This is a genomic window from uncultured Parasphingorhabdus sp. (assembly GCF_963975735.1).
Taxonomy (GTDB): Bacteria; Pseudomonadota; Alphaproteobacteria; order Sphingomonadales; family Sphingomonadaceae; genus Parasphingorhabdus.
Map to the genome: position 1 here is coordinate 610,685 of NZ_CAXBIA010000001.1, position 26,814 is coordinate 637,498.

Genomic DNA, 26,814 nt, shown 5'->3' on the forward strand with positions numbered 1-26,814 from the left:
ATGCTTCGACAAGCTCAGCACGAACGGTAACAATAGAAGCTGAACCCGCCGCGCCGGGAGGGATTGTCTAATGGCCAGCAACGCCATCCCCGCCCCGTCCGGCCGCAAGAAAGTCGTGATGCACGACGGCTTCCTAAGGCATGCAGGTTTCCGCTGGCTGAAAATTTCGTCGGCGATCATGTTGATCTGCATCGTCAGCTATTTGTTCATTGATGTATCGCCGCGCCATAATGGCGGCAGCTGGTATGGCTATACGCTCGGCACGATTGGCGCACTGCTGATCCTCTGGCTGACCATGCTCGGGGTGCGCAAGCGGGCGATGACGCCGGGCCAATGGTCGCTGAAAGCCTGGACATCGGCGCATATCTATCTTGGTCTCAGCCTGATCGTGATCGGCACGCTGCACACCGGGTTCCAGCTCGGCTGGAATATCCACACCGCCGCCTATGTGTTCATGATGATCGTCATCATTTCCGGGATCGTCGGCATTTATTTTTACGTCACCATCCCGAAAGCGCTGTCCGACAATCGCAACGAGATGACCGAGACGGAGATGCTCGAGAATCTCCGCTCGCTCGACCGGCAGCTGCACGAGGCGGCACAGCCTCTTTCCGGCGAACATGCCGCTCTGGTGCTGCAGTCGCTCGAACAGGACCCGTTTGGCGGCGGCTTCTTCCGGCGGATATCCGGAAAATATCCCGATTGCGCAACCCGGCAGGCACAGGCTGATCTGCGCCGCGAGCGGGCCTATCAGCCGAAAATGGGCAGCGATGATCCGCTCGACAAGGTCGATGCGCTGCTCGAGAAAAAGGAAGCCACTCTTGCCCGCGTCCGTCGCCATCTGAAGCTCAAGGCGATGCTGCAGGTCTGGCTGTTTGTCCATGTTCCGATGACCTTCGCGCTGATCGCTTCGCTCACCGCGCATATCATCAGCGTCTTTTTTTACTGGTAGGATGGAGATCCAGATATGACCTTCATTGTTCGCCAGATCGCGACCACCGCAGATGGCCGGGAAATTATCCGGTCCAATCCCTTCCCGGCAGACGAGATTGGCATTGGCCGCAGCACAACCAACGCGATCCATTTGCCAGACCTTGCGGTCAATCCGGACCATGCCATCATCAGCAAGCGCGACGACGGGCAGATCATCGTCGAAAGCACTTCCGGCCAGAATTTCACGCTCGACGGCAAACACAGGATTTCGGTCACCATCGATCCGTCCGCCGGTGCCGAGCTCGGCTTTGGCGGCCATGTCATTGTCGTCAGCCAGGAGGGTGACGATATCGTCCTGACCGTCAAGCGGGTCGAGGCCTTGTCTGATTCTGCCGAAACGCGCGACGAGAAGACTCTCTATACGCTCAAGGACCTGCTGCCGAGCAAACGGCTCACCGCCTGGGGTTTTGTCGCGCTGGTGCTGGCCGCATTCCTGATCTGGCCGATCTATACCTGGTCTACGTGGCGCGGGGTCGAGGAACGGCCCGACCAGTTCCACGCCGACAGCATGTGGTCGTCCGGCGCGCTGAGCAGCGCCCATCATGCGCTCGAGAAGGACTGTCAGGCGTGCCATGTCGATGCCTTTGTCACGGTCAAGGACCAGACCTGCCTCACCTGTCACCAGGAAGATGCGCACGATCATGCCGCCAAACCCCGTCTGCTGACCGCACGCGGTGAACCGGAGGGTTTCGGAAAAATCGGAGCAGCCTTTGCGTCCGCATTTAACAAACCGCCGGGCAGGTGTGTCGAATGTCACAGCGAGCATGAGGGCAGCGGTGCTATGGAACCGACTGCGCAAAAATTCTGCGCGGATTGCCACAGCGGGATGGATGAACGTTTGACCGACACAAAACTGGAAAATGCGTCGGATTTCGGCATTGAACATCCACAGTTCCGGCCCGCCGTACTGGTGACTCCGGGTGGCAAGAATCCGCTGCGCAAGCGAGTCTCGCTCGACAGCAAGCCGACCGACAATAATGGTCTCAAATTTCCGCATGATGTGCATCTGTCAAAGACCGGCGGAGTCGCGCAAATGGGGCGGCGACTGTCGAAAGACTTTGGTTTCGGCTCTTCGCTGGTCTGCAAGGACTGCCACACGCCCGATCCAAAGGGCGTGCGCTTTGAGCCCGTCGACATGAAGGAAGACTGCAGCATGTGCCACAGTCTCGCTTTTGAAGAGATCGGCGGCACGGTGCGGACCTTGCGCCACGGCGAACCGGCGATGGTGCAGGCCGACCTTCAGGCTTATTATCGTTCCACCCGTCCGACCCGTCCGATCAATCTTGGCGGGATGACGCGCCGCCGCCCCGGGGCCAGCAACGATATCCGTGTTGCCAGCGACTATGCCCGCGCCGTCCAGTTCCGTCCGAGCCGTGCCAATCTGGCGATCAGTCAGGTCTTCTCGCGCGGCGGGGCCTGTTTCGACTGTCATGGCGTTACGCCACCAACCGCTCGCGGCCGGGTCGATTACGGCATCAAGCCGGTGACACAAACCGATCGCTATATGCACAATGGCTGGTTCAGCCATGATGCCCATATCGAGGAGACGTGCGAGAGCTGTCACAATGCGCCGACGTCCAAGCAAGCGAGTGATCTGCTGCTGCCGGGCATCAAGACCTGCCGCGAATGTCATGGCGGCGAATTCCAGAAAGCGTCCGACGTGCCTTCGACCTGCGCGATGTGCCACGACTATCACGCCGATGATGGCGCGCCCTGGCTGATCAAGGAACAACAGAAAGACAAGCAAACCAAGCCGGAGAAACAGATTGCCCGGAAATAGGGCAGAGGAAAAAAGGGGAGGGCGTCCATGTTGATGGCGCAGATCACGGATATTCATCTCGGTTTCGACCCTGATAATCCGGCGGAATTCAACCGCAAGCGGCTCGATCAGGCGATCAAGACCATTTGCGATATGAGCCCGCAGCCGGACCTGTTGCTGGCCACCGGCGATCTGGTGGACCGCGGCGATCAGGAAAGCTACCGGCGGCTCGAAACCGCGTTGGCCGCCGTGCCTTTCCCGGTCCACATGTGTCTCGGCAATCACGATCTGCGGGCGCCGTTCCGCAAGCAATTCCCCGAGGTCGCGACCGTCGACGGCTTTGTCCAATATGAGGTCGACACGCCGGAACTCCGGCTGCTGTTTCTCGATACGCTCGAGGAAGGCCGGCACGGGGGCGCGTTCTGCGAGGTCCGCGCGAAATGGTTGGCTGACAGGCTTGCGGAAAATAGCGAAAAGCCGACCATCCTGATCCTCCATCATCCGCCGATAGAAAGCGGTATCGACTGGATGGACACCCATCCGGACGAGCCATGGGTCGCGCGTCTGGCCGATACGGTTGCCGGCCATGACAACGTCAAGGGCATGATCACCGGACATTTGCATCGCAATATTTCAACCTGGTGGCAGGATATCAGTCTGGCGATTTGCGCTTCGACCGCACCACAGGTGGCATTGGATCTGGATCCGATTGACCCGGAAAATCCCGACGGCCGCAACATGATCGTCGCCGATGCGCCGGCCATTGCGCTGCACTGGTGGAACGGCCGCCAGCTGGTCAGCCATTTCGAGACGGCAGAAGAGCATGTCCTGCTGGCCCGCTACGACGAGAATCTGCAACCTCTGGTCCGCGCGCTGCTGGCCGAAAGGCCCTCATAACGCATTTTCTCGATGCGGTTCATCGATGGCTAATAGTCGTTCGTCTAAAAAATGATTTCGAGCGCAACCTTTTTTGCGTTTCCGCTTCGCATTGGCTAGACCATCCCCAAATACACATCAGGTGCTTTTGAGAGATCCGCGATAGCGGTCCCATATTTGGAGAAAAATACATGCGATTCACGATATCCACCCGCAAATTCTTTCTGGGCGTGTCCAGCGCCGCGCTATTCGGCGCGACCGCGGCACCCGCTCTGGCCGACGATCATGGAAAAAAAATGACAACAGCAGAATTGAACAAGATGAGCGCGATGCAGGCGACTACCGCAGCGGCCAGCGAAAACAGCATCCTCCAGAAATGGACCGGTCCCTATGATGGCGTACCGCCGTGGGATGAAGTGAAAGTCTCCGATTTCCCTGCCGCTTTTCAGGCGACCATGGACAAGATCCAGGCCGAAGTGAACGCGATCCGCGACAATCCGGCTCCTGCGACCTTTGAAAATTTCACCGTACCGATGGAACTGGTCGGCAATGAAGCCAATGACCTGTTCGCGATCTGGGGCGTGCACAGCAGCAACCTTTCCAACGATCAGGTCCGCGAAATCCAGGGCGAATGGCTGCCGAAAGTCTCCGCTTTCTTCGACCAGTTGACCCTCGACCCGAAATTGCTGGCCAAGACCAAGGCGGTTTATGACAATCGCGCATCCGCCGGACTGGACGCGCAGCAGACCCGTCTGGTCGAGCGCAATTATGAACAGCTTGTCCGCGATGGCGCTCTGCTAAGCGGTGCCGACAAGGAGCAGCTGATTGCCTACAACACCGAATTGTCAAAGGCGTTCAACGAATTTTCCAACAAGGTGCTGGCCGATGAGGAAAGCTTCATCTTCCTGACCGACGAAGCCGATCTGGCCGGCCTGCCGGACAGTTTCGTCGCTTCGCTCGCGGAAGCGGCAGAGGAACAGGGCAAGACCGGCTGGGCGCTGAAAAACACCCGTTCGGTGATGCAGCCGTTTCTGGAAAACAGCACCCGTCGCGATCTGCGGGAAAAAGTCTATACCGCCTATATCAACCGCGGCGACAATGGTGACAAGAATGACACCAACGCGACCATCGCCAAGATCCTGAAGCTGCGCGCCGACCGCGCCAAGCTGCTCGGTTTCAAGACCCACGCCCATTACCGCATGGCCGACACGATGGCGAAGGAACCGGAAGCGGCGATGGACCTGATGATGAAAGTCTGGCCAGCGGCCGTTGCCCGCGTCGGTGAAGAAGTCGCCGACATGCAGGAAATAGCCGATGCCGAAGGCGCCGGTATCACCATCGCGCCGTGGGATTACCGCTATTATGCGGAGAAGGTCCGCAAGGCGAAATATGACCTCGATTCCGCCGAGATCAAACCCTATTTCCAGCTCGACAAGATGATGGACGCGCTGTTCGACGCGGCTGGCAAGCTTTACGGCATGACCTTCACCGAAACCACCGGCAGTATTCCGGTATTCGATCCCGAGGTCCGCACCTTTGAAGTCAAACGCGGCGACAAGGTCATCGGCGTCCAGTTTTTCGACAATTATGCCCGCAACGGCAAGCGTTCCGGCGCGTGGATGACCACCTACAAGGATGCCTACAAGCTGGGTGGCCAGAATAAATATACGATTTCGTCGAACAACAACAATTTCGTCAAGGGCGGCGAGGGCGAGCCGACCCTGATCAGCCTCGACGACGCGTCGACCCTGTTCCACGAATTCGGCCACGCGCTGCATTATCTCAACTATGACATCACCTATCCGGGTCTTGCCAATACGCCGCGCGACTTTGTCGAATATCCGAGCCAGGTAAACGAGAACTGGCTGATGACGCCTTATATCCTCTCGACCTACGCCACCCATTACAAGACCGGTGAGCCGATCCCGGAAGCGCTGGTCGACAAGATACAGGCGTCAAAAACCTTCAACGAGGGATTTGCGACCGTCGAATATCTGTCCTCGGCAATTGTCGACATGAAGCTGCACAACCGCGCAGAACCGGTCACCGATCCCGACGCCTTCGAGCGCGAGACTTTGACCGAAATCGGCATGCCGAAGGAAATTGTGATGCGGCACCGTCTGCCGCAGTTCAACCATCTCTTCTCGTCAGACGCCTATTCGGCCGGCTATTACAGCTATCTCTGGTCGGAAACGATGGACGCAGACACCTGGGCCGCTTTCGAAGAAGCAGGCAGCCCTTGGGACAAGACCACGGCCGAACGCTTCCGCTCGATCCTGCTGGCGACCGGCAATGAAACCGACCGCAAGGAAGCCTATCGCAAATTCCGCGGCCGCGATCCGGAGGTCAAATATATCCTCAAGAAGCGTGGTTTCCCTGTACCGGGTGAGTGAGGCTGAGGGCGACGCGGCGAGATAGGCCGCTGTTGTCCGGATGAAGTTTGAAGAGGGGAGTGCAACTGCGCTCCCCTTTTTTGCGTGGGGTCGGGTGTCCTATACCGTCCCCGCAGGAACCGGCTATTTATAGACCACATCGTCCGGGAAGCGTGCGGCCTTGCGCAGCGCGGACAGGGCGGGGTGGTCGGCGTCATGGGTGGTGGCCGCATTCTGGCTCCAGCTCATGACCGGTTCACGATGTATGATTTTCCAGATGTCGCCGCGCTTCTCGAACCGGTCGAGATAGCGACCGAGATAGGTCATCTCGCTGTCTTCGCCATCCGGCCCGGCCAGATAGTGAAAGGCGACCAGATAGCTCTCCACCCGCGCCTGCGCGCCTTCAAAAGCGCATAGGATATTGGTGACCATATGGTGGGTGTGCCGGAATGTCTTGATCGCCGGAACAAGCTCCGCGCAGAAGCCGTGGGCCGGAACCGATTCCGGACCATAAGCGGTTGTTGCGTCGGGCCAGTAGCAGCTTTTCAGCGTCTCCTCGTCCGCCCGGTCAACGCCGCGGCAATGCAGGGCGATAATTTCCGCAATAGCGGCACGGTCGGCCAGTTCCGCTGTGCTCGGTACGCGGCCTGGTTCCTGTGCCCCTGTTTCATCCGACATATTATCACTCCTGCTATCGATAAGGGTAATTTACCTGATCTCTCCGGCACCTACTATGCCTCAAAAGAACAGGAGAGATGCGATTAGCGAAACCGAACTGGAGGCTATGACGGCCAATCTGGCGATCCGCGATCTGGCCGCGCTATATATGCGCGGGCTGGACCGGCTGGACCGCGATTTGCTCCGCGCGCAATTCTGGGACGATGCGTATTTGAGCTACGGCATCTATGAGGGCGGCCCGGACGGCTTTGCCGATTTCTGCATCGACGCCCTGAAAACACACGAGCGCAATCATCATATGCTTGGCCAGCATCTGGTCGAAATATCGGGAGATCAAGCCTTTGGCGAAGTCTATTATCAGGCCTATCACAAGCTGACCAACGAGGCAGGCGACAAGCGCGACCTGTTCATCAGCGGGCGCTATGTCGACCGGCTGGAGAAACGCGGCGGCGTCTGGAAATTCGCCTATCGGTCGGAACTGGTCGACTGGGTGCGCGACGATCCGTGTACCGACGATTTTCTGGGTGGCACGCCGATGATCGTCGGCTCGCGCAAGCCGTCCGACCCGCTTTATGACCGCACAGCAATGAACCGCAAATTGGAGCCAAACCATGGCCTATGACCTGACCAAGCCCTCCGACCCCGATCTCGCGCCGGGCGAGGCGCGTTGCCCCGGACCGTCGATGCAGGATATCATGGACGCAGACGGCGACAACCCGCCGCCCGCGATGCGGACCGAACAATATGAATTTCTCGGCGACGAGGATATCAGCTTCGACCGCTATATCGACCCCGCCGTCCATGAGCGCGAAATCGACCGGATGTGGAACCGGACCTGGCAATGGGCCTGTCGCGAGGAGCATATCCCCGCGCCCGGCAACCAGCATGTCTATGATGTCGGTCCCTATTCGATCCTGGTCGTGCACGGCGATGACGGCAAAATCCGCGCCTTCGTCAACAGCTGCCCGCATCGCGGCATGAAATTCGCCACCGAGGGCAGCAGCAGTGCCAGGCGCTCGCATATCCGCTGCCCCTTCCACGGCATGACCTTCAACCTCGACGGATCGCTCAAGGAAATTCCCTGCCGCTGGGATTTCCCGCATCTGAACGAGGATAATTTCGGCCTGACCGAGATCCGCTGCGAACTGTGGGGCGGCTTTGTCTTCATCAACATGGACGACGATGCGCCGCCGCTGGCCGACTATCTAGAAATATTGCCGGACCATTTCAAACAATGGCCGATGGATGACCGCTATGTTGCGCTGCACACGCAGAAGGTCCTGCCGGCCAACTGGAAGATGGCGATGGAGGCCTTTCTCGAGGCCTATCATGTGCTCGAAACCCATTCACAGGCGGTCTACACGGCTGGCGACGCCAATGCGCAATATGATATTTTCGGCAAGAATGTCAGCCGCTTCATGCACGCGATCGGCGTGCCCAGCCCGCATCTCAACCAGCCGGTCAGCGAGGCAAAGCTGTTCGAGAAGCTCGGCCGCGACCCGAAGGATCTGCCGGCGGGGGCATCGGCCCGGAAAGTCCATGCCGAAATGCTGCGCCAGGAACATGGCAGCGAGTTCAATGTAGACCTGTCCGGCGTGTCGACCAGCGAGATGATCGACAGTCTCGAATATTTTCTCTTCCCGAATATGTTCTTCTTCCCGGGCATAAACATCCGCCTCTGCTACCGCTTCCGCCCGATCGACGTCGATCACTGCCTGCACGAGATACTGGTGCTGCAACCGCTTCCCGCAAATGGCGAGCGCCCCGCGCCCGCAAAGCCGATACGGCTGGAAATCGAGGACAGCTACACCAGCGTTGAAGGCTTCGTCCTCGCGGATATCCTCGACCAGGACACCGACAATCTCGCGATGCAGAGAGATGGGGCCAAGGCCTCGAAGAAAGGTGCCCAGTCGCTCGGCAATTACCAGGAAGCCCGGATCAGGCGATTGCACAAGACTCTGGAAGAATATCTGCGCTGATTGCTGATCAGCATATCTCGATCCCGTCCGTCGACTGGCAAAACAAAAAAGGGTGCGCCGTCCACTGAACGGCGCGCCCTTCTGTTGCTAGCCTGGCTCCGGCTTAAAAGCGGAAGCCGACGCCCGCGACGACCTGGTGGCGGTCGAGGTCGACGCCGATTTCATTGTTATCGTTGAACAATGTGTCGTTATATTTGAGCGAGCTATAGTTGGAATAGCGATACTCGAGTTTGACGAACGCGCCGGAACCGTTGCCGGATCCGCCGGTTCCGATCAGCTGCTCGACGCCCGCACCGAGGCGATAGCCGTCAACCTGCTGGCTGTCGTCGAAGTTCAGGTCAACACCATCGGCTTCGGCCCGGTCCTGGAAGCGGGATTCGACTGCAGTGTTGGTATAACCGCCCTTGGCGTAGAGCAGGGTGGTCGGGGTGACCTTGGCACCGATACGCGCGCCGATATAGAGGTCGCGCTTCAGGTTGATGCGATAGCCGAACGGCGCGTTGACGTCTTCATCGCCTTCCTGACGGCCGGTCGAATCCATATATTCGCCTTCGAGGCCAAGAACCACAGGGCCGGCATCAATGTCATAGCCGAGAGCGACGCCATAAGCGAAGCCGTCGACCGACTGGTCGAGCGTGTTATTCTCGAAAATGCCGTCATTGTCGGTGTCGACATCGACGTCGCTGCCCGAACGCAACGTGTCATAGCCGCCAAGGATTTCAGCGCGCGGGCCGGTGAAGGCGGAGTCTGATTGCGCGGCGGCAGGAGCGGCGATGGCAACGGCGCCGACGACTGAGGACAGGATCAGGGGGGTGATCATGGGGGATTTCATAATATTACTCCAATTAACTAAATGTGGAACGAGGGCGTTCCGGCGATGCCCGCTATGATTGCGGGCTTATCGTCGATCCATGGCCAAATACTGGGCGTCATTGATCGACGAGTAGGGTGAACGGTCCACAGGCCAATGTCGTTCCATCACAAATCGGATAAATTTCGATAATGTCGAAAAGTTGCAAAAATAGCACATTTTGGCGGTTGGACGGACCGTCGAGGGCGACAGGTTCTGCTGTGCAATACCTCTTTCCTACAGACGGCTGTTGCGCTTATGCTCGGCATCGCGATGAGCCTGTCCTGCCTCTTCCTCTTTGATTGTCCGCGCTTCGTGGCGGGCAATTCGAAAGATTACACTAGGGAGGGCTTTGGTCTTGGTGAAAGCGCTGAATTACGGGCTTTTGAGGCAAAGATTACAGAAAATAAAAACGCCGATCTCCGTAAAGTTTCGCCAGAATTTCGTTCTTGCCATGGCGAACCTGCTATATTCGGCGCCATCCATCATCGCTTGACCGGCTTCCGATATATTGACAGGTTGCAGGTCGCAACTCGAGAGGAACCCCCGCCATGACGATCGCCGCTGTCCGCACGCCCGAAGACCGTTTCGCCGATATTCCGGACTTTGATTTTCCGCTATATTATGCCGATGATTTGCCGGGCTATGAAGGGTTGCGCGCCGCCTGGATCGATACCGGGCCAGCCGATGCCGAGAAGACTTTTCTCTGTTTGCACGGTGAACCGAGTTGGTCGTTCCTTTATCGCAAGATGATCCCGCATTTCACTGCCACCGGCGCGCGGGTGGTCTGTCCCGATTTCTTCGGCTTTGGCCGCTCCGACAAGCCGACCGACTTCGCGACTTACACGTTCGACTTTCACCGCAATCATATCCTGGCGCTGGTCGAGCGACTGGATCTGAAAAATATCACCCTGGTGGTGCAGGACTGGGGCGGGCTGATCGGCCTGACGCTGCCGGTGGACGAGCGTTTCAAGGCCCGGCTGTCGCGGCTGATCATCATGAACACCGCTCTGGGCCTCGGCACCGGTGCGGGGGACGGGTTCAACGCATGGAAAGAATATGCGCTGACCACGCCGGTCTTCGATGCCGGAGAGATTATTGCCCGCGGGACGCCGCAAATGACCGAGGCCGAGACCGCTGCCTATAATGCACCTTATCCTGATTCCAGCTATCAGGGCGGCGCGCGGACTTTCCCGGCGCTGGTGCCGGTATCGCCCGACATGGACGGCGTTGCGGTCAGCAAACAGGCGGCAGCTTTCTGGAGCGGCGAGTGGTTGGGTGACAGCTTCATGGCGATCGGCGGTTCCGATCCGGTACTCGGTCCTCCGGTGATGAACATGATGCGCGGCCTGATCAACGGCTGTCCCGAGCCTTTGCTGATCGAGGAAGCGGGGCATTTCGTGCAGGAATGGGGTGATGTGGTTGCGCCGGCTGCGTTGAAGTCGTTCGGGGATATTTGAGGGCGAAGCGGAGCCGGTTATCCGTTCGTGGTGAGCCTGTCGAACCATGCTTCTAGACGAGAGACGCCCTTCGACAAGCTCAGGACGAACGGAAACAGCCCTCGTTCATCAAGCGCAGAATGAAAGGAACCAACCCCCGTTCGTCCTGAGCCTGTCGAAGGACCCTCCGGTCGAACGACGCCGTTCGCTTTGCTGACCTCGGCCCCGGCAAGTGCGAGCCGAACAGCAAGGATTGATCGAGACTGTCCTACACCGCCAAGACCCGCTATAGTCCGGCAAAAGACAATATGGTCGCGCGTTTTGTTCCTGGATATAGGAGAAGCAAATGCCGCAATATTATTATCTCAAATATGTCCCCAAAAGCGACCGCGCGCGGGTTGTCGGCAATCTCGAGCGGCTGATCGGCCAGCTCGACCGGGAAGTGCCGGACAAGGACAGCGAGCAGACCTTGCTGCTCGCGACCTGGAACATCCGCAACTTCGGCAAGGTCCGACGGCTGCCGGAAAGCCTGATGTATATCGCCGAGATATTGTCGCGCTTCGACTTTGTCGCGGTGCAGGAAGTGGTCGATCTCGACGACTGGCGCGCAGTGATGGACCGGCTCGGGCCGGACTATGATTTCATCGCGTCGGACAAGACCCATCACAAGCTCGGCAGCGGCGGCGAGCGGCTGCTCTATCTCTATGACAAGCGCAAGTTGCGGTTCCAGAATATCGCCGGCGAAATCGTCCTGCCGACCGACATGCTGATCACCGATGATACCGCCGGGGAGGGCGGAGAGCTATATCAGGGGAAACAGTTCCGGCGATCCCCGTTCATCACCGCCTTCCAGTCCGGCTGGTTCAAGTTCGATATCTGCACCGTGCATCTGTTTTACGGCTCGTCGTCGGGATCGAAGCTGCAAGAAAGGGTGCAGGAGATTGACCGGGTCGCCGACTATTTCGGCGACCGGGCGGAGCAGGCGCAAAAGGAGGGCCGGTCGCTAATCCTGCTCGGGGATTTCAATATCGTCCATCCGGATCACGAGACGATGACCGCGCTGAAGCGGCACGGCTTCCGCATTCCCAATGCGCTCAACCGGCCATCGAACCTCGATCTCAGCAAATATTATGACCAGATCGCGTTCATGACCGATGATGACACATTGAACTTCATCGACCGCCAGACCGACGATCCGAAGAAAGCCAATGCCGGGATTTTCGAGATTTACAAGTCGGTGTTCCGCGACGGCGACACGCTCGAATATGAAAGCGAGCTGCGCAAGAAGGCCGGCGGCAAGGACAAGCAGGGCGCGGCGCTGACCAAATATTACAAGGGGAATTGGCGCACTTACCAATTGTCCGACCACAAGCCGATGTGGGTGCGGATCAAGTCAAATGCAGCAGCTTCCTATCTGGCGGGACTGAAGGCCGACTAGATGTTTGTTGTCAGGCCGCCATCGCGGTTTTGCTGAAATGCTCGGTAAAACGCGGCTGCATCGGCTGGCTGGCAACCATGGCCAGCGGCAAAGCGGTCTCGCAATGGGCGCATTCCGCACTGAACCGGCCGACATGCCAGCTTGATTTACCGCAACCGGGGCAGCGGTTGACAATGTCGAGATGATAGAGCGGCTGATATCCGCGCTGCGTTCCCTGTTCGGCCAATGTCTGAACAGGCTGATTGATGAATGATCTAGGCGATAAGTACATCGTTTCTTCCTTCTTGATTGTGCCAAACCTACTTCGCTTACTTCGCTTCAAATGGCATTTCGTTGCTGTACCAACGGTGAACCGTTTGTTTTGGTAGATGAAATGATATCTGCTTCTTTCAGAATCGATAGGAGTAATTCGACATTTTCCGGTGATAATTGTCACAATCATGGTCAACTGACTGATTTTGAGAGGGAATAATTTATCTGGTGAGTCCCGAATTGAGCCAGGGGATTAATGGAGAAGGTTGACGGATAATGTAAACGTTAACGTCACCGTATCGCCCGGCGCGACGAGTAGACGAATCAGCCGCCGTCACGCTCGATTCACCTTCCCGTTCGCTGGAACTCGCGAGGCGCTTATGATGCGCCCAGTTTCCGCCACGCCAGATCGGCAAATTCGCACAACAGGGGCCGTGTCTCGCGCGGGTCGATGATATCCTCGACGCTGAACTGCTCGGCGGTGCGGAATGGCGAGGTGACCTTGTCGAGCTTGGCCTTGATCTCTGCTAGCCGCGCGGCCGGATCTTCGGCGCTTTCGATATCGCTCTTGTAGGCGACTTCCAGACCGCCGGCGATCGGCAGCGAGCCCCAGTCGCCCGAGGGCCAGGCGAAGCGATATTGGAAATTCTCGGCATTGCTCATCGCGCTGCCGGCAATCCCGTAGGCGCGGCGGACGATGACGCTGGCCCAGGGCACGGTCGCTTTATAGACCGCGTTCATCGCCTGCACGCCATAGCGGATGGTGCCGGTACGCTCGGCCTCGCCACCGATCATGAAGCCGGGATTGTCGACCAGATGGACGACTGGCAAGTGGAACTGTTCGGCCAATTTGGCGAAGCGTTCGACTTTCTCCGATGATTTGGCTTCCCATGACCCGCCGAGAAAAGACGGATCATTGGCCAACACCGCAACCGGCCAGCCATCGAGCCGGGCAAAGGCGGTAATCGCGGCGCGGCCCCAGCGCTTGCCCATTTCGAACACGGAGCCCTCGTCGAATACCGATGTCATGATCTTGCGCATCGAATAGACCTGCTTGTCGGCGCGCGGAACGGCGGAGAGCAGGCTTTCGTCCTTGCGGTCGACGGGGTCCCAGTTCTCGGTGCGGGCGGATAGCTGGTTCGCATTGCTCGGAAGGTAGGACAGGAATTTGCGTGCGGTGACAAAGGCTTCCGCTTCGTTGGCGACTTCTTCGTCGATCACGCCATTGGTGGTATGAATGTCCGACCCGCCCAATTGCTCTTTGCTCAGATCATCGCCAATCGCGGCGGCTACCGCAGGGCCGGCTGCAAATATCTGGGAAAGCCCCTTTACCATGATTGAATAGTGACTGGCGACGGCACGCGCCGCGCCCATGCCCGCCGTCGGACCGAGCGCCAGGGCTACCACAGGCACGGTATCCTGATTCTTGATGATATCTTCCCAGCCGGGCACGGCCGGAACATAAGTGAAACCCATATCCTCGAGGCTTTTGACCGACCCACCGCCACCGGTGCCGTCGATCATCCGGATCATCGGAATGCCCAATGTATGCGCCATTTTCTCGCACTGGGTGAATTTGCGGTGCAGCGCCGCATCGGCGGCCCCGCCGCGTACGGTGAAATCATCGGCAGAGGCGACAACCGGGCGGCCCTCGATATTGGCGCGACCGAAGATCAGGTTGCTCGGCGCGAAATCCTCGAACGTTCCGTCCTCGGCATAAGTCCCGCGTCCGGCAATCTTGCCGATCTCGCGGAAGCTGCCCTCGTCGACAATGCCCGCAATCCGCGCCCGTGCGTCGAGCTTGCCGCGGCCATGCTGGCGGGAAACTTTCTCCTCGCCACCCATTTTCTCGGCGAGCCGCTGGCGCTCGGCCAGTTCTTCAAGTTCGGGTTTCCATGTCATGTTCGGGTCCGGTCATCTTTACAGTTATGGAGGTTTTTATTTTCTGCGACTTTAGGCTGGAGGCGGCAGAAAGATGCGGATCGCGCCCGGGCAAATTGTCGCCGAGTGTAATCTTCCGAAAAGGCCGTCCCGACCGGACAATCTGATGCTGCGTACATCATCCGGCCAACATAGCGCGATGCAGGAATGTAGGACAGGATCATCAGATGGTAGCCGGATGCGATATCATGGCAGGGGTTTAACCGAGTGGTTAAGATAGGGGAAGCGGCAAATTATCCGGTGCGCATTTGCAGAGGTGCAGAAGGTTTCATCCTCCCCAAAGCTTGGCTTTGGGGAGGGGGACCATCCGCAGGATGGTGGAGGGGTAGCGAACGCACGGTCATTGACAGTGGCAAAGAGCCCCTCCGTCATCGCTTCGCGCTGCCACCTCCCCAAAGCTGAAGCTTCGGGGAGGAAAGATGGCTATTCACTCATCCCCATAAATCGCCACGCTCGCTTCAGCCTCGCTGGTGGCTCTGCCGCGATACATGCCGGCGGTGTTGAAACTATAGCCGGCCTGGCCCCATGGTGTTGCATAGATGATCCCGCCATCGCCGCCGAGTTCGCCCAGTTCGGCGATCACATCATCGGCGATCTGCTGGATTTCCTGGTCGGACAACTGGAATTCGCTGCCGTGTACGACATAGGTATAGTTGCCTTCGTCATCCTTCGGCACCGTCAATTGTGCTTCCCGGATCGCTTCGGAGAAGCGCATCCGGATGCGGGTGCAGATTTCGTGGGCGACGCCGAGGCGGATGAAATATTCGCCCGATCCGGTCGCGGATATCGCGCAGCTGCGGTTGTCGGCATAGGTGCCTGCGCCGATGATCGGACTGTCGCCGATCCGGCCCCAGCGCTTGCCGGTCATGCCGCCGGTTGATGTGCCGGCGGCCATATCGCCGCCGCGGTCCTGCGCCACCACTCCGACCGTGCCGAATTTATAATCGACATCGGCGGCGCTGATTTCCTTGGCGAGGACGGCTTCAATCTGCTGCAGCCGGTGCGGGGTGGCATAATAATCGGGTGTCACCTGTTCGAGCCCCTGTTCGCGGCTGAACTGGTTTGCACCTTCGCCGGACAACATCACGTGCGGGCTGTGGTCCTTGACCGCGCGGGCCAGCAATATCGGGTTTTTGGTGCCGTTGATCCCGGCGACCGCGCCAGCGGACAGGTCCCTGCCATCCATGATGCTGCTGTCGAGCTCGTTGGTCTTGTCCCAGGTAAAGACCGCTCCTTTGCCGGCGTTGAAATTGGGGTTGTTCTCGAGAATGATGATGGTGGCTGTGACGGCATCAATCGCGCTGCCACCGTCCTCGAGAACGGCGGAACCTGCCTCAAGCGCCTGATTCAGCGCTGCGCGGATTTCGGCGTCTTTCTCGGGCGTGATCTTGTCTCGCTCGATTGTCCCGGCACCGCCGTGAATGGCGATTGACCAGCGGGCTTCCTCTTCGATTCCGTCCTGCGCATGAGCCGCCGTTGCCGTGGTCGAAAGCAAGAGGGGTGGCGCCAACAGGCCTAGCAAATAACGGATCATCAGATGTCTCTCCCGATTGGCTCTTATCATTTCTTCGCGAACAGCCTATATGTCCGGCAAACAGGCCCTTCTTACAAGAGCAAAGATATGACCTCAGAAAATCCGTCGCTGCGTCCATGGCGCGATATTGACCGGCGCAAGTCCCGCCAGATCATGGTCGGTGACGTGCCGGTGGGCGGCGATGCGCCGATTACCGTGCAGACGATGACCAACACTCTGACCTCCGACGCCAAGGCGACGATCGACCAGATCCGCCGCTGCGAAGAGGCGGGCGTCGATATCATCCGGGTGTCCTGCCCCGATGTCGAAAGCACGGCGGCGCTGAAGGAGATTGTCCGGGCGAGCAATGTGCCGATCGTCGCGGATATCCATTTCCACTATAAGCGCGGGATTGAAGCGGCAGAGGCGGGCGCGGCCTGTCTGCGGATCAATCCGGGCAATATCGGTTCTTCAGCGCGGGTTCGCGAAGTTATCGACGCAGCCAAGTCCAACGGCTGCGCGATCCGGATCGGCGTGAACGCGGGCAGTCTGGAAAAGGATCTGCTCGAGAAATATGGCGAGCCTTGTCCCGAGGCTTTGGTCGAAAGCGCGCTCGACCATATCAAGATATTGCAGGATCATGATTTCCACGAGTTCAAGGTCGCGGTGAAAGCCTCCGACGTGTTCCTTGCGGTTGCGGCTTATGCGCAGCTGGCTGATGTGGTGGATTGTCCGCTGCATCTTGGCATAACCGAGGCCGGCGGCCTGATCGGCGGCACCGTGAAAAGCTCGATCGGCATGGGCAATCTGCTTTGGGCCGGGATCGGCGACACGATCCGGGTGAGCCTGTCGGCCGAACCCGAGGAAGAAGTGCGCGTCGGCTATGAGATGCTAAAGGCGCTCGGCCTGCGCACGCGCGGCGTTCGGGTGGTCAGCTGCCCGAGCTGCGCGCGGCAGGGCTTTGACGTGATCCGTACGGTGCAGAAGCTGGAAGAACGGCTCCAGCATATCCGCACGCCCTTATCGCTCTCGGTGCTTGGTTGCGTTGTCAACGGTCCGGGCGAGGCGCGGGAAACCGACATCGGCATCACCGGCGGCGGCAAGGGCAAACATATGGTCTATCTCTCCGGCGTAACCGACCATCATGTCGCGGACGAAGATATGGTCGATCATATTGTCAAGCTGGTCGAGGCGAAGGCAGCGGAGATCGAGGCGGGGATTAGCGAAGCGGCTTGAAGCGCCACGCGGTCAGGATTGCTGACGAACTGAAGTTTTTCCAACCAACATCTAAGATAATCACCGTTCGCCCAGAGCCTGTCGAAGGGCCTCTCTCGGCTCGCGCTTCGTCAGCGTTGCGAGGAACAAGATGCTTCGACAAGCTCAGCACGAACGGCATTTGCAAAAATGCATTTTATGCTATGCTCTGGCGAGTTTCTGCCCATTTTCGCTGAAGGATGATCCATCATGACTTCGACCCGCAAGCGCGCAAGTGACTTTCACCCGCATATTCTCGAGATTTTTGACGGCTATGTCCACGGGGCGATCTCGAAAAGGGATTTTATCAGGCAGGCGGGGAAATTTGCTGCTGCCGGGGTGACCGGGGCAATGATCCTGGATCAGTTGCAGCCAAATTATGTCTGGGCGGCGCAGGTCGAGCCGGATGATCCGGCGATCACGGCCGAACGGATCAGTTACAACAGCGCCGAAGGACACGGCAAGATCAACGCGCTGATGGCGAAACCGGCTGGAGCGACAGGCAAGCTGCCGGCGGTGCTGGTGATCCACGAAAATCGCGGGCTCAATCCCTATATCGAGGATGTCGCGCGGCGCGTGGCCAAGGCCGGCTATCTGGCGCTGGCACCCGATGGCCTGTCACCCCTGGGTGGTTATCCCGGCAATGACGATGACGGACGTGCGATGCAGGCCAAGCTGGACGGCGCCAAGCTGATGGAAGATTTCTTCGCCGCTTTTGAATTTCTGCGCGATCATGACGGTTCGACCGGCAAGGTGGGCGCGGTCGGCTTCTGCTATGGCGGCGGCGTGTGCAACGCGCTGGCCGTGGCCTATCCCGATCTTGCCGCCTCGGTGCCTTATTACGGACGCCAGCCCGAAGCCGCAGAGGTGCCGGCGATCGAGGCGCCGCTGATGATCCATCATGCAGGTAATGACGAGCGGATTAACGCCGGATGGCCTGCCTATGAGGCGGCTCTGGCGGAGCACCAGAAAGAATATAGCGTGCATTTCTATCCCGATGTGAACCACGGTTTTCACAATGACACGACGCCGCGCTATGACGAAGAAGCGGCAAGCCTGTCGTGGCAGCGGACCCTGGCGTTTTTCGACGCGCATCTGCGCAGCTAGAGGCGCAGGCGGCCGGTCACGTCTTTTTGCTGAGCGGCATGGTCTCGCTCTCGAGCCAGTTACCGACGCCCGACAGATGCTCAGGCCTGGAATTCTGTAAAACCTGCGCGCCCAAATCCGCGAGCGTCACCGTCTTCAGGCTGTCCCGAAACGCCCGCTCGGCCACCGCGAAGGCGCCCGCAATCTGGCAGGGCTTGTTACAGTCCGTTTTCTTCAAACCGCAGGGACCGTTCTGCCGGATTTCGGTGCAGCGGAAGGCAGGGGCATGGCCTTCGATTGCGGCGGTTATATCCCACAGCGTAATATCGGCGGCAAGTCTCGCGAGCCGGTAGCCGCCATGGGCACCGCGCGATGATTGCACGATCTCTGCCTTGCTGAGCGCCTGCAACTGCTTCGCCATATAGGCGGTCGGCACTTCGTGATAGCGGGCGAGCGCCTCGGCTTTCAGGCCGCGACCGTCCGGCAATGCAATCATCATCACCGCGGCATGGGCAGCCCATTCGACACCCTTGGAAATCTGCATCATTTGACTCTTGATTTAAATCGGATAATAAATGTCCGAATAACATGGAGTCGCAGCCGGATAAAGGAAAAGATCGATGCTCACCGGAAAACCTGATGTCCTTGACCGCCTGGCGCAGATGCTTGTTCTGGGGGTGGGCTTGTTCGCCTTGCTCTTCGGTCTGTTCATGATCATTCGCCCGCTCGACTGGTATGTCGCGATCCCGACGGTCATTGCCACCGGACCGCCCAACAAGCATTTCATCCGCGATATCGGGATTGCCTATGCCGCTTGCGGAATCATTCTGCTCTATGCGAGCATCAATATCCACATGCGTTGGCTAGCGGCTCTGGCGGGTGCATTGTGGCTGTCGCTGCACGGCATATTGCACATTTATGAAGTGTCGGCCGGGATTTGCTCGCCGGATGCCTTTATTGCCGATGCGCCCGGCGTTCTGGGACCACCGTTGCTGGTGTTCCTGGCACTTGCTATCCTGTTCGCGCGCCAGCGGATCGCGCCTGCCGGTATCCCGAAATCCGTGTTTCTCAAATTTGCCAATGCGGAAGCAGAGGAAAGCGAGCGGCAATATCATGATGCAATCGCCGCCGCGCCCGGTCATGCGTTTGAAAAATTCATGCATTTCCTGCCCGCCTCGATGCACAGGCACGAGGCACCGGCGCTGCTGTTCCACGCAGCCCGGATGGGCGCCAATATGGTCGAGGACTGCGGGCCCTGCGCGATCAGCTGCGCAAACTGGGCGCTGGCCGATGATGTTCGCAGAGAGACCGTCAATGCCTGGTTCAAGGGGGCGGACAATCTGCCGGAAGAAGAAGCGCTGGCGTATAAATTCGGTCAGGCGATCGCGACCCGCTCTGCCGATGCTTTCGAGCTCGGCGACCGGATCGAGGCGCAATATGGCCGTAAAGTCCGTTTCGAGCTGGCGATGGGCGCCGCGATGGTCCGCAGCTTCCCGGCCATGAAACGCGGTCTTGGTCTGACAAAAGCCTGTTCCCTCACGCCACTGGAAGTGTAATAGCCGCTGCATGAGATTCTTGCTGTTATTCTTGGCCGTGTTTGGCCTCTCGACTGCTACCGCCAGTCAGGCCGTAAAGGCCGGGGCGAGCGAAACTAACCATCCCGAAGCCCGGCCATTCGACGAATCCGCCAATGCGGTGGAGCAAGTGGACGCAGCACTTGCCCGGGCGCAACTGTCCGGCAAACGGGTGATCGTCGTGATGGGCGCCAATTGGTGTCACGACAGCCGTGGCCTGTCCGGCTGGTTTGCCGAACCTCGCTTTGCCGCGATGCTGGCGGTCAAATATGAGCTGGTCTATGTCGATGTCGGGATGAAGGACCGGAATATCGATATCGCCCGGCGCTTTGGCATAAAATCGATCAAGGGCACGCCGACCGTTCTGGTGCTGTCCTCGGACGGCGATCTGCTGAACCCGAAATCGGCACCGAAATGGCGCAATGCTGCAAGCCGCGAGGAAGATGATATCTTCGTCTATTTCGACCAATTTGCTCCCGAACTCTGAGCCGAAGGAAAGCAGGTGCCGCGCGCATTGACCTATATATTGATCCTGCTGGCGGTAATCGCCGTGGCGCTGTTCTTCCTGCCGCTGCGGCTGGCTGTAGGCATGGCGGGGCTTGAAGGATCGCGCTTTTCGGCCAAGGCAATCAGCGGATCGGTCTGGAACGGCCGGATCGAGGGCGCGCAAGTCGGGCCGTTTGCTTTGGGTGATCTCGATGCCGGTGTGCGGTTCCTGCCGTTGCTGACGGGCAGGTTGCTGATGGATCTGGAGCGACCGGCCACCGCCGGTGATGACGGGCTGGTCGCGACGGTTGGCAAATCCGGCAACAGCCTGCTGGTGCAGGATGTGACCACCGTGCTTGGCGTCGGCCGCCAATTGGCCCCGTTGCCAGCCTCGGCGATTGATCTGCGGGACGTGAATATCAGCTTCGCCGGTGGACGCTGCCAGTCGGCGAGCGGTCAGGTGCGGGTCTCGCTGGACGCAAATATACCCGGGCTCGATCTCAAACAGGGCCTGCTCGGCAATGCAATATGTCAGGATGGAGTGCTGGTGTTGCCACTGCAGAGCGGTTCCGGCATGGAGCAGCTCACTCTCAAACTCGAAGGCAACGGCTATTATACCGCGCGGCTGTTCCTCTCGGGCAGCGACCGCGCATGGACGTTGCTATTGCCGACGCTCGGCTTTCGCAACGTTCCGGACGGCTATGCGATCAAGGTTGCAGGACAATTGGCACAAAGGAACGCACAATGACCAATGCCGGAAACAAAGCGGTAAAATTCTCGATACTGGACCTTTCTCCGGTGCCGCTCGGCAGCGACGTCAAAACCGCGCTCGACCGGTCGCTGGCGCTTGCGCAGCATGGCGAGGCGCTTGGCTACGAGCGGTTCTGGATGGCCGAACATCATGGCATGGAAGGCATTGCCAGCGCCGCGACTGCAGTGGCGCTCTCGCATATCGGGCAGGGGACCAGGTCCATCCGCATCGGTGCCGGCGGGATCATGCTGCCCAATCATGCGCCGATGGTGATTGCCGAACAATTCGGCACGCTGGAGGCTCTATATCCGGGTCGCGTCGATCTCGGCCTGGGCCGCGCGCCGGGTTCGGACCAGCGGACGGCGCAGGCCTTGCGCCGCAATCTCAACAGCGATGCGAACGAGTTCCCGCGCGATGTTCTGGAACTGCAGGCGTTCCTGGCGGGGGATGACCGGCTCGGTATCAAGGCGACGCCGGGGCAGGGGACCAATATCCCGCTCTATATTCTCGGCAGCAGCCTGTTCGGCGCGCAACTGGCTGCGGCTCTTGGTCTGCCTTATGCTTTCGCGTCGCATTTTGCACCGCAGATGCTCGACGAGGCGCTCACGATATACCGGCGTGATTTCAAGCCGTCGGAGCAGTTGGCCGAGCCCTATGTACTGTGCGGTTTCAATATTTTCGCTGCCGATAGCGATGAAGAGGCGGAATATCTGTCCAGCTCGATGATGCAGAGCTTTGTCGCGCTGCGCACCGGAAATCCCGGAAAAATGCCGCCGCCGGTCGAGGGCTATCGCGAAAGCCTGCCCCCGCAGGCCCAGTCAATGCTCGAACAGATTTTGCAGGGCAGCGCGATCGGTTCGCCGGACAGAATCAAGCAGGGCGTCGAACGGTTCATTGACCGGACCGGCGCCGACGAGCTGATCATTTCCGGATCGATTTTCGATCAGGCAGCGCGCGAGAAAAGCTATGCTATCGCCGCCGATATTCGAGACCTGATCGCGGCCTAGGGCCAATTTCGCTTCACTCAAGCCTTGATTTTACCATCCGGCCTGCGCATGACTCTGGCCAATCGCAATTCCGGAATAGACGCCCCCGAGGGAGAAGACATATTGCCACGTACAGGTAGAAATTCAGCGCTTAGAGACTTTCTGAAAAGCGAGGCAGCGGGCGGCATATTGCTGATGTTTGCCGCCGCTCTGGCGATGGTCGTCGCGAACAGCCCCTTATATGACATGTACCACCACTTCCTGCACGATCTGAAAGGACCGGTCCTTTCGAGCAAATTGGGGCCGATGACGCCGCATTTGTGGATCAACGACGGGCTGATGGCGATATTCTTCCTTCTCGTCGGGCTGGAAATAAAGCGGGAATTTGTCGATGGCAGGCTTAACACCTGGGAGAGGCGGCGATTGCCGGTTGTGGCGGCTGCGGCGGGCATGGTTGTGCCGGCGCTGATCTATCTGTTTGTCGTCAAGGATGTGCCCGAACTCTACAATGGCTGGGCAATTCCGGCGGCCACCGATATCGCCTTTGCGATCGGTGTGCTTGCTCTGCTTGGGCCGCGTGCGCCGACATCGCTGAAATTGTTTCTGGTCACCGTCGCGATTGTCGACGACATGGGCGCGGTGGCGATCATCGCATTGGTCTATACCGCCGAGATCAACGGCGCTGCCTTGCTCGCCAGTGCGGCGATACTGGCCGTCATGTATACGATGAACCGCAACGGCGTGCTCAAGCTCTGGCCCTATCTGATCGGTTCCGGTCTGCTCTGGTATACCGTGCTGATGTCAGGCGTTCATGCGACCATTGCCGGCGTTTTGGCGGCCATGGTCATTCCGATCGTGGTGACACCGACATCACCGGATGCCGAAAATTCTCCGCTGCACCGGCTTGAACATGCGATTTCGCCATGGAGCGCCTTTCTGATCGTGCCGATCTTCGGCTTTGCCAATGCTGGCGTTTCGCTCAGCGGGCTGGGCATAGAGCAGATTTTCGCGCCGCTGCCGCTGGGTATCGCAGCCGGCCTGTTGCTCGGCAAGCAGATCGGCATTTTCGCCAGCGTCTGGATCGCGGTCAAAACCGGTTTCGCCGGACGGCTTGGCGGGGCCAGCTGGTTGCAGGTCTATGGCGTGGCGATGCTCTGCGGTATCGGTTTCACGATGAGCCTCTTCATTGGCGCGCTCGCCTTCCCCGGCAATACGCTGTTGATCGAGGAAGCGAAGATCGGTGTGCTCGGCGGATCCGTTCTGTCCGCGATTATCGGTTTCTGCATATTGCGCTTCGCGCCGCAGGGCCGCCATCTGGAATCACTCGACAAGGAAGATGCGGAGCAGTTGCTTGATGTTTTACCGGATGGTCAGGCGCAAAAGCTGAAAGACGCGCTTTGAAGGGCAGTGGCCTGATTGCTATTGCCTGTCTGGCAATTTCCGCCGGTACATTGTCAGCGGCGCCAGTATCTGCGCCAGTGATCACCGATACGGCTGCTTTGCAAGCATCGAACGAGCTTGGCTCCATCGCCAGCGATTATGTAAAACTGACGCTGGCGCTCGGCGAAAAAGAAGCCGGCTATGTCGATGCCTATTACGGCCCGGCGCAATGGGTAGAGGCGGCCAAGGCCGATCCGCGCGATATGCGCGAACTGGGCAATGCAATTGTCGATCTGATGCTACGGCTCGATGCGCTGACCATTAGCGATGATCCGCTGGTCGAGGCACGTAAACGCTTTCTTTCAGCCCAGCTGGAAGCCGCGCTCACGCGCCATGCGATGATGCAGAAGGAGAAATTTCCTTTCGCCAAAGAAGCCATGGGGCTGTTCGGGGTAACGCCGGAACTCAGGCCGCTGACGGAATTTGATCCGGTGCTCGAGGAGATCGAGAATATCGTTCCCGGTGAAGGCCCGCTCAGCGAACGGGTGGCGGCTTTTGAAAACGGCTATATCATTCCCACGGACCGGCTGCAGGCCGTTTTCGACACCGCGATTGCCGAGTGCAAGGCGCGGACCGCGCAATATTTCGATTTGCCCGAGGGCGAGAATTTCAGGCTGGAATTTGTCACCGGCAAAAGCTGGAGCGGCTATAATTACTATCAGGGCAATTATCAGAGCCTGATCCAGGTCAACACCGACCTGCCGATCTTCATCGGCCGCGCGGTCGATCTCGGTTGCCACGAAGGCTATCCGGGTCATCATGTCTATAATATGCTGCTCGAGAAGAACCTGACCAAAGGCCGCGGCTGGCAGGAATTTTCCGTCTATCCGCTCTATTCACCGCAAAGCCTGATCGCCGAGGGGTCGGCCAATTTTGGCATCGAACTGGCGTTCAACGGCCAAGACCGGCTGGATTACGAGCGTGATGTCCTCTACCCGCTCGCCGGTCTTGATCCGGACACAGCGGCAGCTTACTGGGCGCTGCAAATCGCCAAACAGGCGCTCAGCGGCGCACGGATGACGATTGCGCAACAATATCTCGATGGCGAAATTACCCGCGAGGAAGCGGTCGCGCTGAACCAGAAATATCAATTGGTCTCGGCAGAACGCGCGGCGCAGATGACCGATTTCAACGAGCAATATCGCAGCTATGTGATCAACTATGGCCTCGGCCTGGAAATGGTCCGCGACTGGATCGAGGCGCAGGGTGACGCGCCGGTGTGGCGCTGGAAAGCGATGGAGTGGTTGCTGAGCGAACCGATGTTGCCGGGGGATTTGCTGGAGTGAGTGATGCCGTCATGCTGAACTTGTTTCAGCATCCAGAGCGGTAATAGGCGTCTTCTCTCCCTGGATCCCGAAACAAGTTCAGGATGACGGGCTTTTTTATCAGAACAACACTCCCGCTCTCTCCCTCAGGAGAGAAGGGAAAATGGCCAATTCGGACCCGAAAAACCCCTCCATATCTGCGACCAGAATAATTGCGAACAGCCCCGTCGAATCCCTCTTGCGCATTGCAAGAATCGGCGTAATCCAAGCGCAGTTTTTCGGGACAGGATTGCTGTATGGCTTTCAATCTTTTCGGACGTATCAAACCACTAGACGCGATTTTGGCCACGGCAGAGAAAAAGGCGCTAACCCGCACTCTCGGCCCCGTTCAGCTCACCTTATTGGGGGTCGGAGCGGTCATCGGCACCGGCATTTTCGTGCTGACATCGGAGGCGGCACAGAAAGCCGGGCCGGGGATGATGTGGAGTTTCGTGATCGCCGGGCTGGTCTGTGCCGTGGCAGCGCTGTGCTATTCCGAACTGGCCTCGATGGTGCCGGTCTCGGGCTCGGCTTATACCTATACTTATGCGGTGATGGGCGAGCTGCTGGCGTGGATGGTCGGCTGGGCGCTTATCCTGGAATATGCGGTGGCGGCGAGCGCGGTTTCGGTGGGCTGGTCCGGCTATTTTGTCGGGCTTCTGGCCAATGCGGGGATACATCTGCCGACGGCGCTTACCATTGGGAGCTATGCGCCGGGCGGACTGATCAACCTGCCGGCGCTGGTCATCGCTTTGCTGGTCACTTTTCTGCTGATGATCGGCACCAGCGAGAGCGCCAAGGTCAATGCGGTGCTGGTGGCGATCAAGGTTTCGGCTCTGACCATGTTCATCGTGCTCACGCTGCCGATGATGCAGGGGCAGAATTTCGATCCGTTCATGCCCAACGGCTGGTTTGGCGAAAGCCGCGGTTTCGGGGCGGTCGGCGCGGCGGCCTCGATATTCTTTGCTTATGTCGGCTTTGACGCGGTGTCGACAGCGGCAGAGGAGACCAAGAACCCGCAACGCAACGTGCCGATCGGGCTCATCGGCAGTCTGGCCATCTGTACCGTTTTCTATCTGCTGGTCGCGGCGGGTGCGATCGGCACCGTCGGCGCACAGCCGATTGTCGACGCAGCGGGGAATGTGCTGGCGCCCGGCAGCACTGCCTTTGCCGCCCAATGTCAGGCGTTGCTGACGGCGGGCCACGAACCTCTGGTGTGCAGCCACGAGGCGTTGGCCTTTGTGCTGCGGAACATCGGCTATCCGGTCTTCGGCAATCTTATCGGGCTAGCCGCCTTTCTGGCGCTACCGTCGGTGATCCTGATCATGCTGTTCGGCCAGACGCGGATTTTCTTCGTGATGGCGCGCGATGGCCTGTTGCCGGAAAAGCTCGCCACTATTCACCCGAAATGGAAAACACCGCATATCGTCACGGCGATTACCGGTGTCGCGGTATCGGTATTTGCTGCATTTCTGCCGGTGGGCCAGCTCGCTGACATTTCGAATTCGGGGACCTTGTTCGCCTTTCTGATGGTCGCGGTGGCGGTGCTTATCCTGCGCCGTACCGATCCCGACAGGCACCGCCCGTTCCGCACGCCGCTGGTCTGGATTGTCGCGCCGCTGGCGATTGTCGGCTGTCTGGGGCTTTTCTATAATCTGCCGCTGGACGCGAAGCTGGTATTGCCGATCTGGGGCGGGATCGGGCTGCTCCTCTATTTCGCTTATGGCTACAGAAAGAGCCATGTCGGGCGCGGCCATATCGAAGTCCACGAATCGGACGCGGATGCGCCGCCCCAGCCTGTTCCGCCGATCAACGACCAATAAGCTGCTTTTGCGGCCAGAAA

General features: G+C 58.9%; 24 protein-coding genes. 18 read left to right on the forward strand and 6 right to left on the reverse strand.

Going from position 1 to position 26,814, the window contains the following annotated elements; genetic code table 11:
• Positions 1 to 70 precede the first annotated feature (70 nt).
• From AACZ86_RS03000 to AACZ86_RS03015, 4 genes are all read left to right on the forward strand, one after another.
• A complete protein-coding gene (locus AACZ86_RS03000) occupies positions 71 to 952 on the forward strand; it encodes a hypothetical protein (protein ID WP_339689219.1) in 882 nt (293 codons plus the stop codon).
• 15 nt (positions 953 to 967) lie between these two features.
• Positions 968 to 2,773: a cytochrome c3 family protein gene (locus AACZ86_RS03005; protein WP_339689221.1), complete on the forward strand. Its 1,806-nt coding sequence runs from the start codon at positions 968 to 970 to the stop codon at positions 2,771 to 2,773.
• Positions 2,774 to 2,800: 27 nt separating this feature from the next.
• A complete protein-coding gene (locus AACZ86_RS03010; RefSeq protein ID WP_339689222.1) occupies positions 2,801 to 3,649 on the forward strand; it encodes a phosphodiesterase in 849 nt (282 codons plus the stop codon).
• Positions 3,650 to 3,819: 170 nt separating this feature from the next.
• Positions 3,820 to 6,021, forward strand: coding sequence for a M3 family metallopeptidase (locus tag AACZ86_RS03015; RefSeq protein WP_339689224.1), 2,202 nt, complete (start codon positions 3,820 to 3,822; stop codon positions 6,019 to 6,021).
• A 123-nt stretch (positions 6,022 to 6,144) separates the two neighbouring features.
• Here the strand turns inward: AACZ86_RS03015 and AACZ86_RS03020 are convergent, their stop codons facing one another.
• The gene (locus tag AACZ86_RS03020) at positions 6,145 to 6,678 is read right to left on the reverse strand and encodes a nuclear transport factor 2 family protein (protein WP_339689225.1); all 534 of its coding nucleotides are present in this window, start codon (positions 6,676 to 6,678) and stop codon (positions 6,145 to 6,147) included.
• A 55-nt stretch (positions 6,679 to 6,733) separates the two neighbouring features.
• Between AACZ86_RS03020 and AACZ86_RS03025 the strand changes: the two genes are divergently transcribed.
• Together AACZ86_RS03025 and AACZ86_RS03030 are read left to right on the forward strand one after the other, a co-directional pair.
• Positions 6,734 to 7,300, forward strand: coding sequence for a nuclear transport factor 2 family protein (locus AACZ86_RS03025; protein WP_339689226.1), 567 nt, complete (start codon positions 6,734 to 6,736; stop codon positions 7,298 to 7,300).
• A complete protein-coding gene (locus AACZ86_RS03030) occupies positions 7,290 to 8,657 on the forward strand; it encodes an aromatic ring-hydroxylating dioxygenase subunit alpha (RefSeq protein ID WP_339689227.1) in 1,368 nt (455 codons plus the stop codon). The genes AACZ86_RS03025 and AACZ86_RS03030 overlap by 11 nt, the downstream gene beginning before the upstream one ends.
• A gap of 103 nt (positions 8,658 to 8,760) precedes the next feature.
• On the opposite strand, the gene AACZ86_RS03035 is transcribed toward AACZ86_RS03030, so the two are convergent.
• Positions 8,761 to 9,489 (reverse strand): porin family protein, encoded by a 729-nt coding sequence (locus AACZ86_RS03035; RefSeq protein WP_339689228.1) that lies wholly within the window; start codon positions 9,487 to 9,489, stop codon positions 8,761 to 8,763.
• A 276-nt stretch (positions 9,490 to 9,765) separates the two neighbouring features.
• On the opposite strand from AACZ86_RS03035, the gene AACZ86_RS03040 reads away from it, so the two are divergent.
• From AACZ86_RS03040 to AACZ86_RS03050, 3 genes are all read left to right on the forward strand, one after another.
• Positions 9,766 to 10,062 carry a hypothetical protein gene (locus AACZ86_RS03040; RefSeq protein ID WP_339689229.1) on the forward strand — a complete coding sequence of 99 codons (297 nt, stop codon included), beginning with the start codon at positions 9,766 to 9,768 and terminating at the stop codon, positions 10,060 to 10,062.
• Entirely contained in the window at positions 10,059 to 10,967 is a 909-nt protein-coding gene (locus AACZ86_RS03045) for a haloalkane dehalogenase (RefSeq protein WP_339689230.1), read from the forward strand. The genes AACZ86_RS03040 and AACZ86_RS03045 overlap by 4 nt, the downstream gene beginning before the upstream one ends.
• Before the next feature lie 325 nt (positions 10,968 to 11,292).
• On the forward strand, positions 11,293 to 12,384 hold the full coding sequence (locus AACZ86_RS03050) for an endonuclease/exonuclease/phosphatase family protein (RefSeq protein ID WP_339689231.1): 1,092 nt from the start codon (positions 11,293 to 11,295) through the stop codon (positions 12,382 to 12,384).
• 10 nt (positions 12,385 to 12,394) lie between these two features.
• On the opposite strand, the gene AACZ86_RS03055 is transcribed toward AACZ86_RS03050, so the two are convergent.
• From AACZ86_RS03055 to AACZ86_RS03065, 3 genes are all read right to left on the reverse strand, one after another.
• Entirely contained in the window at positions 12,395 to 12,655 is a 261-nt protein-coding gene (locus AACZ86_RS03055; RefSeq protein WP_339689232.1) for a hypothetical protein, read from the reverse strand.
• A 359-nt stretch (positions 12,656 to 13,014) separates the two neighbouring features.
• A complete protein-coding gene (locus AACZ86_RS03060; RefSeq protein ID WP_339689234.1) occupies positions 13,015 to 14,538 on the reverse strand; it encodes a carboxyl transferase domain-containing protein in 1,524 nt (507 codons plus the stop codon).
• A 466-nt stretch (positions 14,539 to 15,004) separates the two neighbouring features.
• Positions 15,005 to 16,111 (reverse strand): isoaspartyl peptidase/L-asparaginase, encoded by a 1,107-nt coding sequence (locus AACZ86_RS03065; RefSeq protein WP_339689235.1) that lies wholly within the window; start codon positions 16,109 to 16,111, stop codon positions 15,005 to 15,007.
• 87 nt (positions 16,112 to 16,198) lie between these two features.
• Here AACZ86_RS03065 and ispG point away from each other — a divergent pair, with 87 nt between their 5' ends.
• Together ispG and yghX are read left to right on the forward strand one after the other, a co-directional pair.
• The gene (gene ispG, locus AACZ86_RS03070) at positions 16,199 to 17,326 is read left to right on the forward strand and encodes a flavodoxin-dependent (E)-4-hydroxy-3-methylbut-2-enyl-diphosphate synthase (protein WP_339689236.1); all 1,128 of its coding nucleotides are present in this window, start codon (positions 16,199 to 16,201) and stop codon (positions 17,324 to 17,326) included.
• A 228-nt stretch (positions 17,327 to 17,554) separates the two neighbouring features.
• Positions 17,555 to 18,451 carry a YghX family hydrolase gene (yghX, locus tag AACZ86_RS03075; protein WP_339689237.1) on the forward strand — a complete coding sequence of 299 codons (897 nt, stop codon included), beginning with the start codon at positions 17,555 to 17,557 and terminating at the stop codon, positions 18,449 to 18,451.
• Between the two features lie 16 nt (positions 18,452 to 18,467).
• Here yghX and AACZ86_RS03080 read toward each other — a convergent pair whose 3' ends face one another.
• Complete coding sequence (locus AACZ86_RS03080) at positions 18,468 to 18,977, reverse strand: Rrf2 family transcriptional regulator (protein ID WP_339689238.1); 510 nt, start codon at positions 18,975 to 18,977, stop codon at positions 18,468 to 18,470.
• 73 nt (positions 18,978 to 19,050) lie between these two features.
• Between AACZ86_RS03080 and AACZ86_RS03085 the strand changes: the two genes are divergently transcribed.
• The 7 genes from AACZ86_RS03085 to AACZ86_RS03115 all read left to right on the forward strand — a co-directional run bounded on the left by AACZ86_RS03085 (position 19,051) and on the right by AACZ86_RS03115 (position 26,794).
• Positions 19,051 to 19,986 (forward strand): hypothetical protein, encoded by a 936-nt coding sequence (locus tag AACZ86_RS03085; RefSeq protein WP_339689239.1) that lies wholly within the window; start codon positions 19,051 to 19,053, stop codon positions 19,984 to 19,986.
• Positions 19,987 to 19,996: 10 nt separating this feature from the next.
• Complete coding sequence (locus tag AACZ86_RS03090; RefSeq protein WP_339689240.1) at positions 19,997 to 20,491, forward strand: thioredoxin family protein; 495 nt, start codon at positions 19,997 to 19,999, stop codon at positions 20,489 to 20,491.
• Positions 20,492 to 20,506: 15 nt separating this feature from the next.
• A complete protein-coding gene (gene gspN / locus AACZ86_RS03095; protein WP_339689241.1) occupies positions 20,507 to 21,238 on the forward strand; it encodes a type II secretion system protein N in 732 nt (243 codons plus the stop codon).
• Positions 21,235 to 22,248 (forward strand): LLM class flavin-dependent oxidoreductase, encoded by a 1,014-nt coding sequence (locus AACZ86_RS03100; RefSeq protein ID WP_339689242.1) that lies wholly within the window; start codon positions 21,235 to 21,237, stop codon positions 22,246 to 22,248. The genes gspN and AACZ86_RS03100 overlap by 4 nt, the downstream gene beginning before the upstream one ends.
• 102 nt (positions 22,249 to 22,350) lie before the next feature.
• Positions 22,351 to 23,628: a Na+/H+ antiporter NhaA gene (gene nhaA, locus AACZ86_RS03105; protein ID WP_339689243.1), complete on the forward strand. Its 1,278-nt coding sequence runs from the start codon at positions 22,351 to 22,353 to the stop codon at positions 23,626 to 23,628.
• On the forward strand, positions 23,625 to 24,953 hold the full coding sequence (locus AACZ86_RS03110; protein ID WP_339689244.1) for a hypothetical protein: 1,329 nt from the start codon (positions 23,625 to 23,627) through the stop codon (positions 24,951 to 24,953). The genes nhaA and AACZ86_RS03110 overlap by 4 nt, the downstream gene beginning before the upstream one ends.
• Positions 24,954 to 25,228: 275 nt before the next feature.
• Positions 25,229 to 26,794: an amino acid permease gene (locus tag AACZ86_RS03115; protein WP_339689245.1), complete on the forward strand. Its 1,566-nt coding sequence runs from the start codon at positions 25,229 to 25,231 to the stop codon at positions 26,792 to 26,794.
• The last annotated feature ends 20 nt before the right edge of the window (positions 26,795 to 26,814 follow it).

Coding starts and splice junctions, on each gene's coding strand:
- AACZ86_RS03000 (WP_339689219.1), top strand. CDS start 71: ATGGCCAGCAACGCCATCCCCGCCCCGTCCGGCCGCAAGAAAGTCGTG.
- AACZ86_RS03005 (WP_339689221.1), top strand. CDS start 968: ATGACCTTCATTGTTCGCCAGATCGCGACCACCGCAGATGGCCGGGAA.
- AACZ86_RS03010 (WP_339689222.1), top strand. CDS start 2,801: ATGTTGATGGCGCAGATCACGGATATTCATCTCGGTTTCGACCCTGAT.
- AACZ86_RS03015 (WP_339689224.1), top strand. CDS start 3,820: ATGCGATTCACGATATCCACCCGCAAATTCTTTCTGGGCGTGTCCAGC.
- AACZ86_RS03020 (WP_339689225.1), bottom strand. CDS start 6,678: ATGTCGGATGAAACAGGGGCACAGGAACCAGGCCGCGTACCGAGCACA.
- AACZ86_RS03025 (WP_339689226.1), top strand. CDS start 6,734: ATGCCTCAAAAGAACAGGAGAGATGCGATTAGCGAAACCGAACTGGAG.
- AACZ86_RS03030 (WP_339689227.1), top strand. CDS start 7,290: ATGGCCTATGACCTGACCAAGCCCTCCGACCCCGATCTCGCGCCGGGC.
- AACZ86_RS03035 (WP_339689228.1), bottom strand. CDS start 9,489: ATGAAATCCCCCATGATCACCCCCCTGATCCTGTCCTCAGTCGTCGGC.
- AACZ86_RS03040 (WP_339689229.1), top strand. CDS start 9,766: ATGCTCGGCATCGCGATGAGCCTGTCCTGCCTCTTCCTCTTTGATTGT.
- AACZ86_RS03045 (WP_339689230.1), top strand. CDS start 10,059: ATGACGATCGCCGCTGTCCGCACGCCCGAAGACCGTTTCGCCGATATT.
- AACZ86_RS03050 (WP_339689231.1), top strand. CDS start 11,293: ATGCCGCAATATTATTATCTCAAATATGTCCCCAAAAGCGACCGCGCG.
- AACZ86_RS03055 (WP_339689232.1), bottom strand. CDS start 12,655: ATGTACTTATCGCCTAGATCATTCATCAATCAGCCTGTTCAGACATTG.
- AACZ86_RS03060 (WP_339689234.1), bottom strand. CDS start 14,538: ATGACATGGAAACCCGAACTTGAAGAACTGGCCGAGCGCCAGCGGCTC.
- AACZ86_RS03065 (WP_339689235.1), bottom strand. CDS start 16,111: ATGATCCGTTATTTGCTAGGCCTGTTGGCGCCACCCCTCTTGCTTTCG.
- ispG (WP_339689236.1), top strand. CDS start 16,199: ATGACCTCAGAAAATCCGTCGCTGCGTCCATGGCGCGATATTGACCGG.
- yghX (WP_339689237.1), top strand. CDS start 17,555: ATGACTTCGACCCGCAAGCGCGCAAGTGACTTTCACCCGCATATTCTC.
- AACZ86_RS03080 (WP_339689238.1), bottom strand. CDS start 18,977: ATGATGCAGATTTCCAAGGGTGTCGAATGGGCTGCCCATGCCGCGGTG.
- AACZ86_RS03085 (WP_339689239.1), top strand. CDS start 19,051: ATGCTCACCGGAAAACCTGATGTCCTTGACCGCCTGGCGCAGATGCTT.
- AACZ86_RS03090 (WP_339689240.1), top strand. CDS start 19,997: ATGAGATTCTTGCTGTTATTCTTGGCCGTGTTTGGCCTCTCGACTGCT.
- AACZ86_RS03100 (WP_339689242.1), top strand. CDS start 21,235: ATGACCAATGCCGGAAACAAAGCGGTAAAATTCTCGATACTGGACCTT.
- AACZ86_RS03115 (WP_339689245.1), top strand. CDS start 25,229: ATGGCTTTCAATCTTTTCGGACGTATCAAACCACTAGACGCGATTTTG.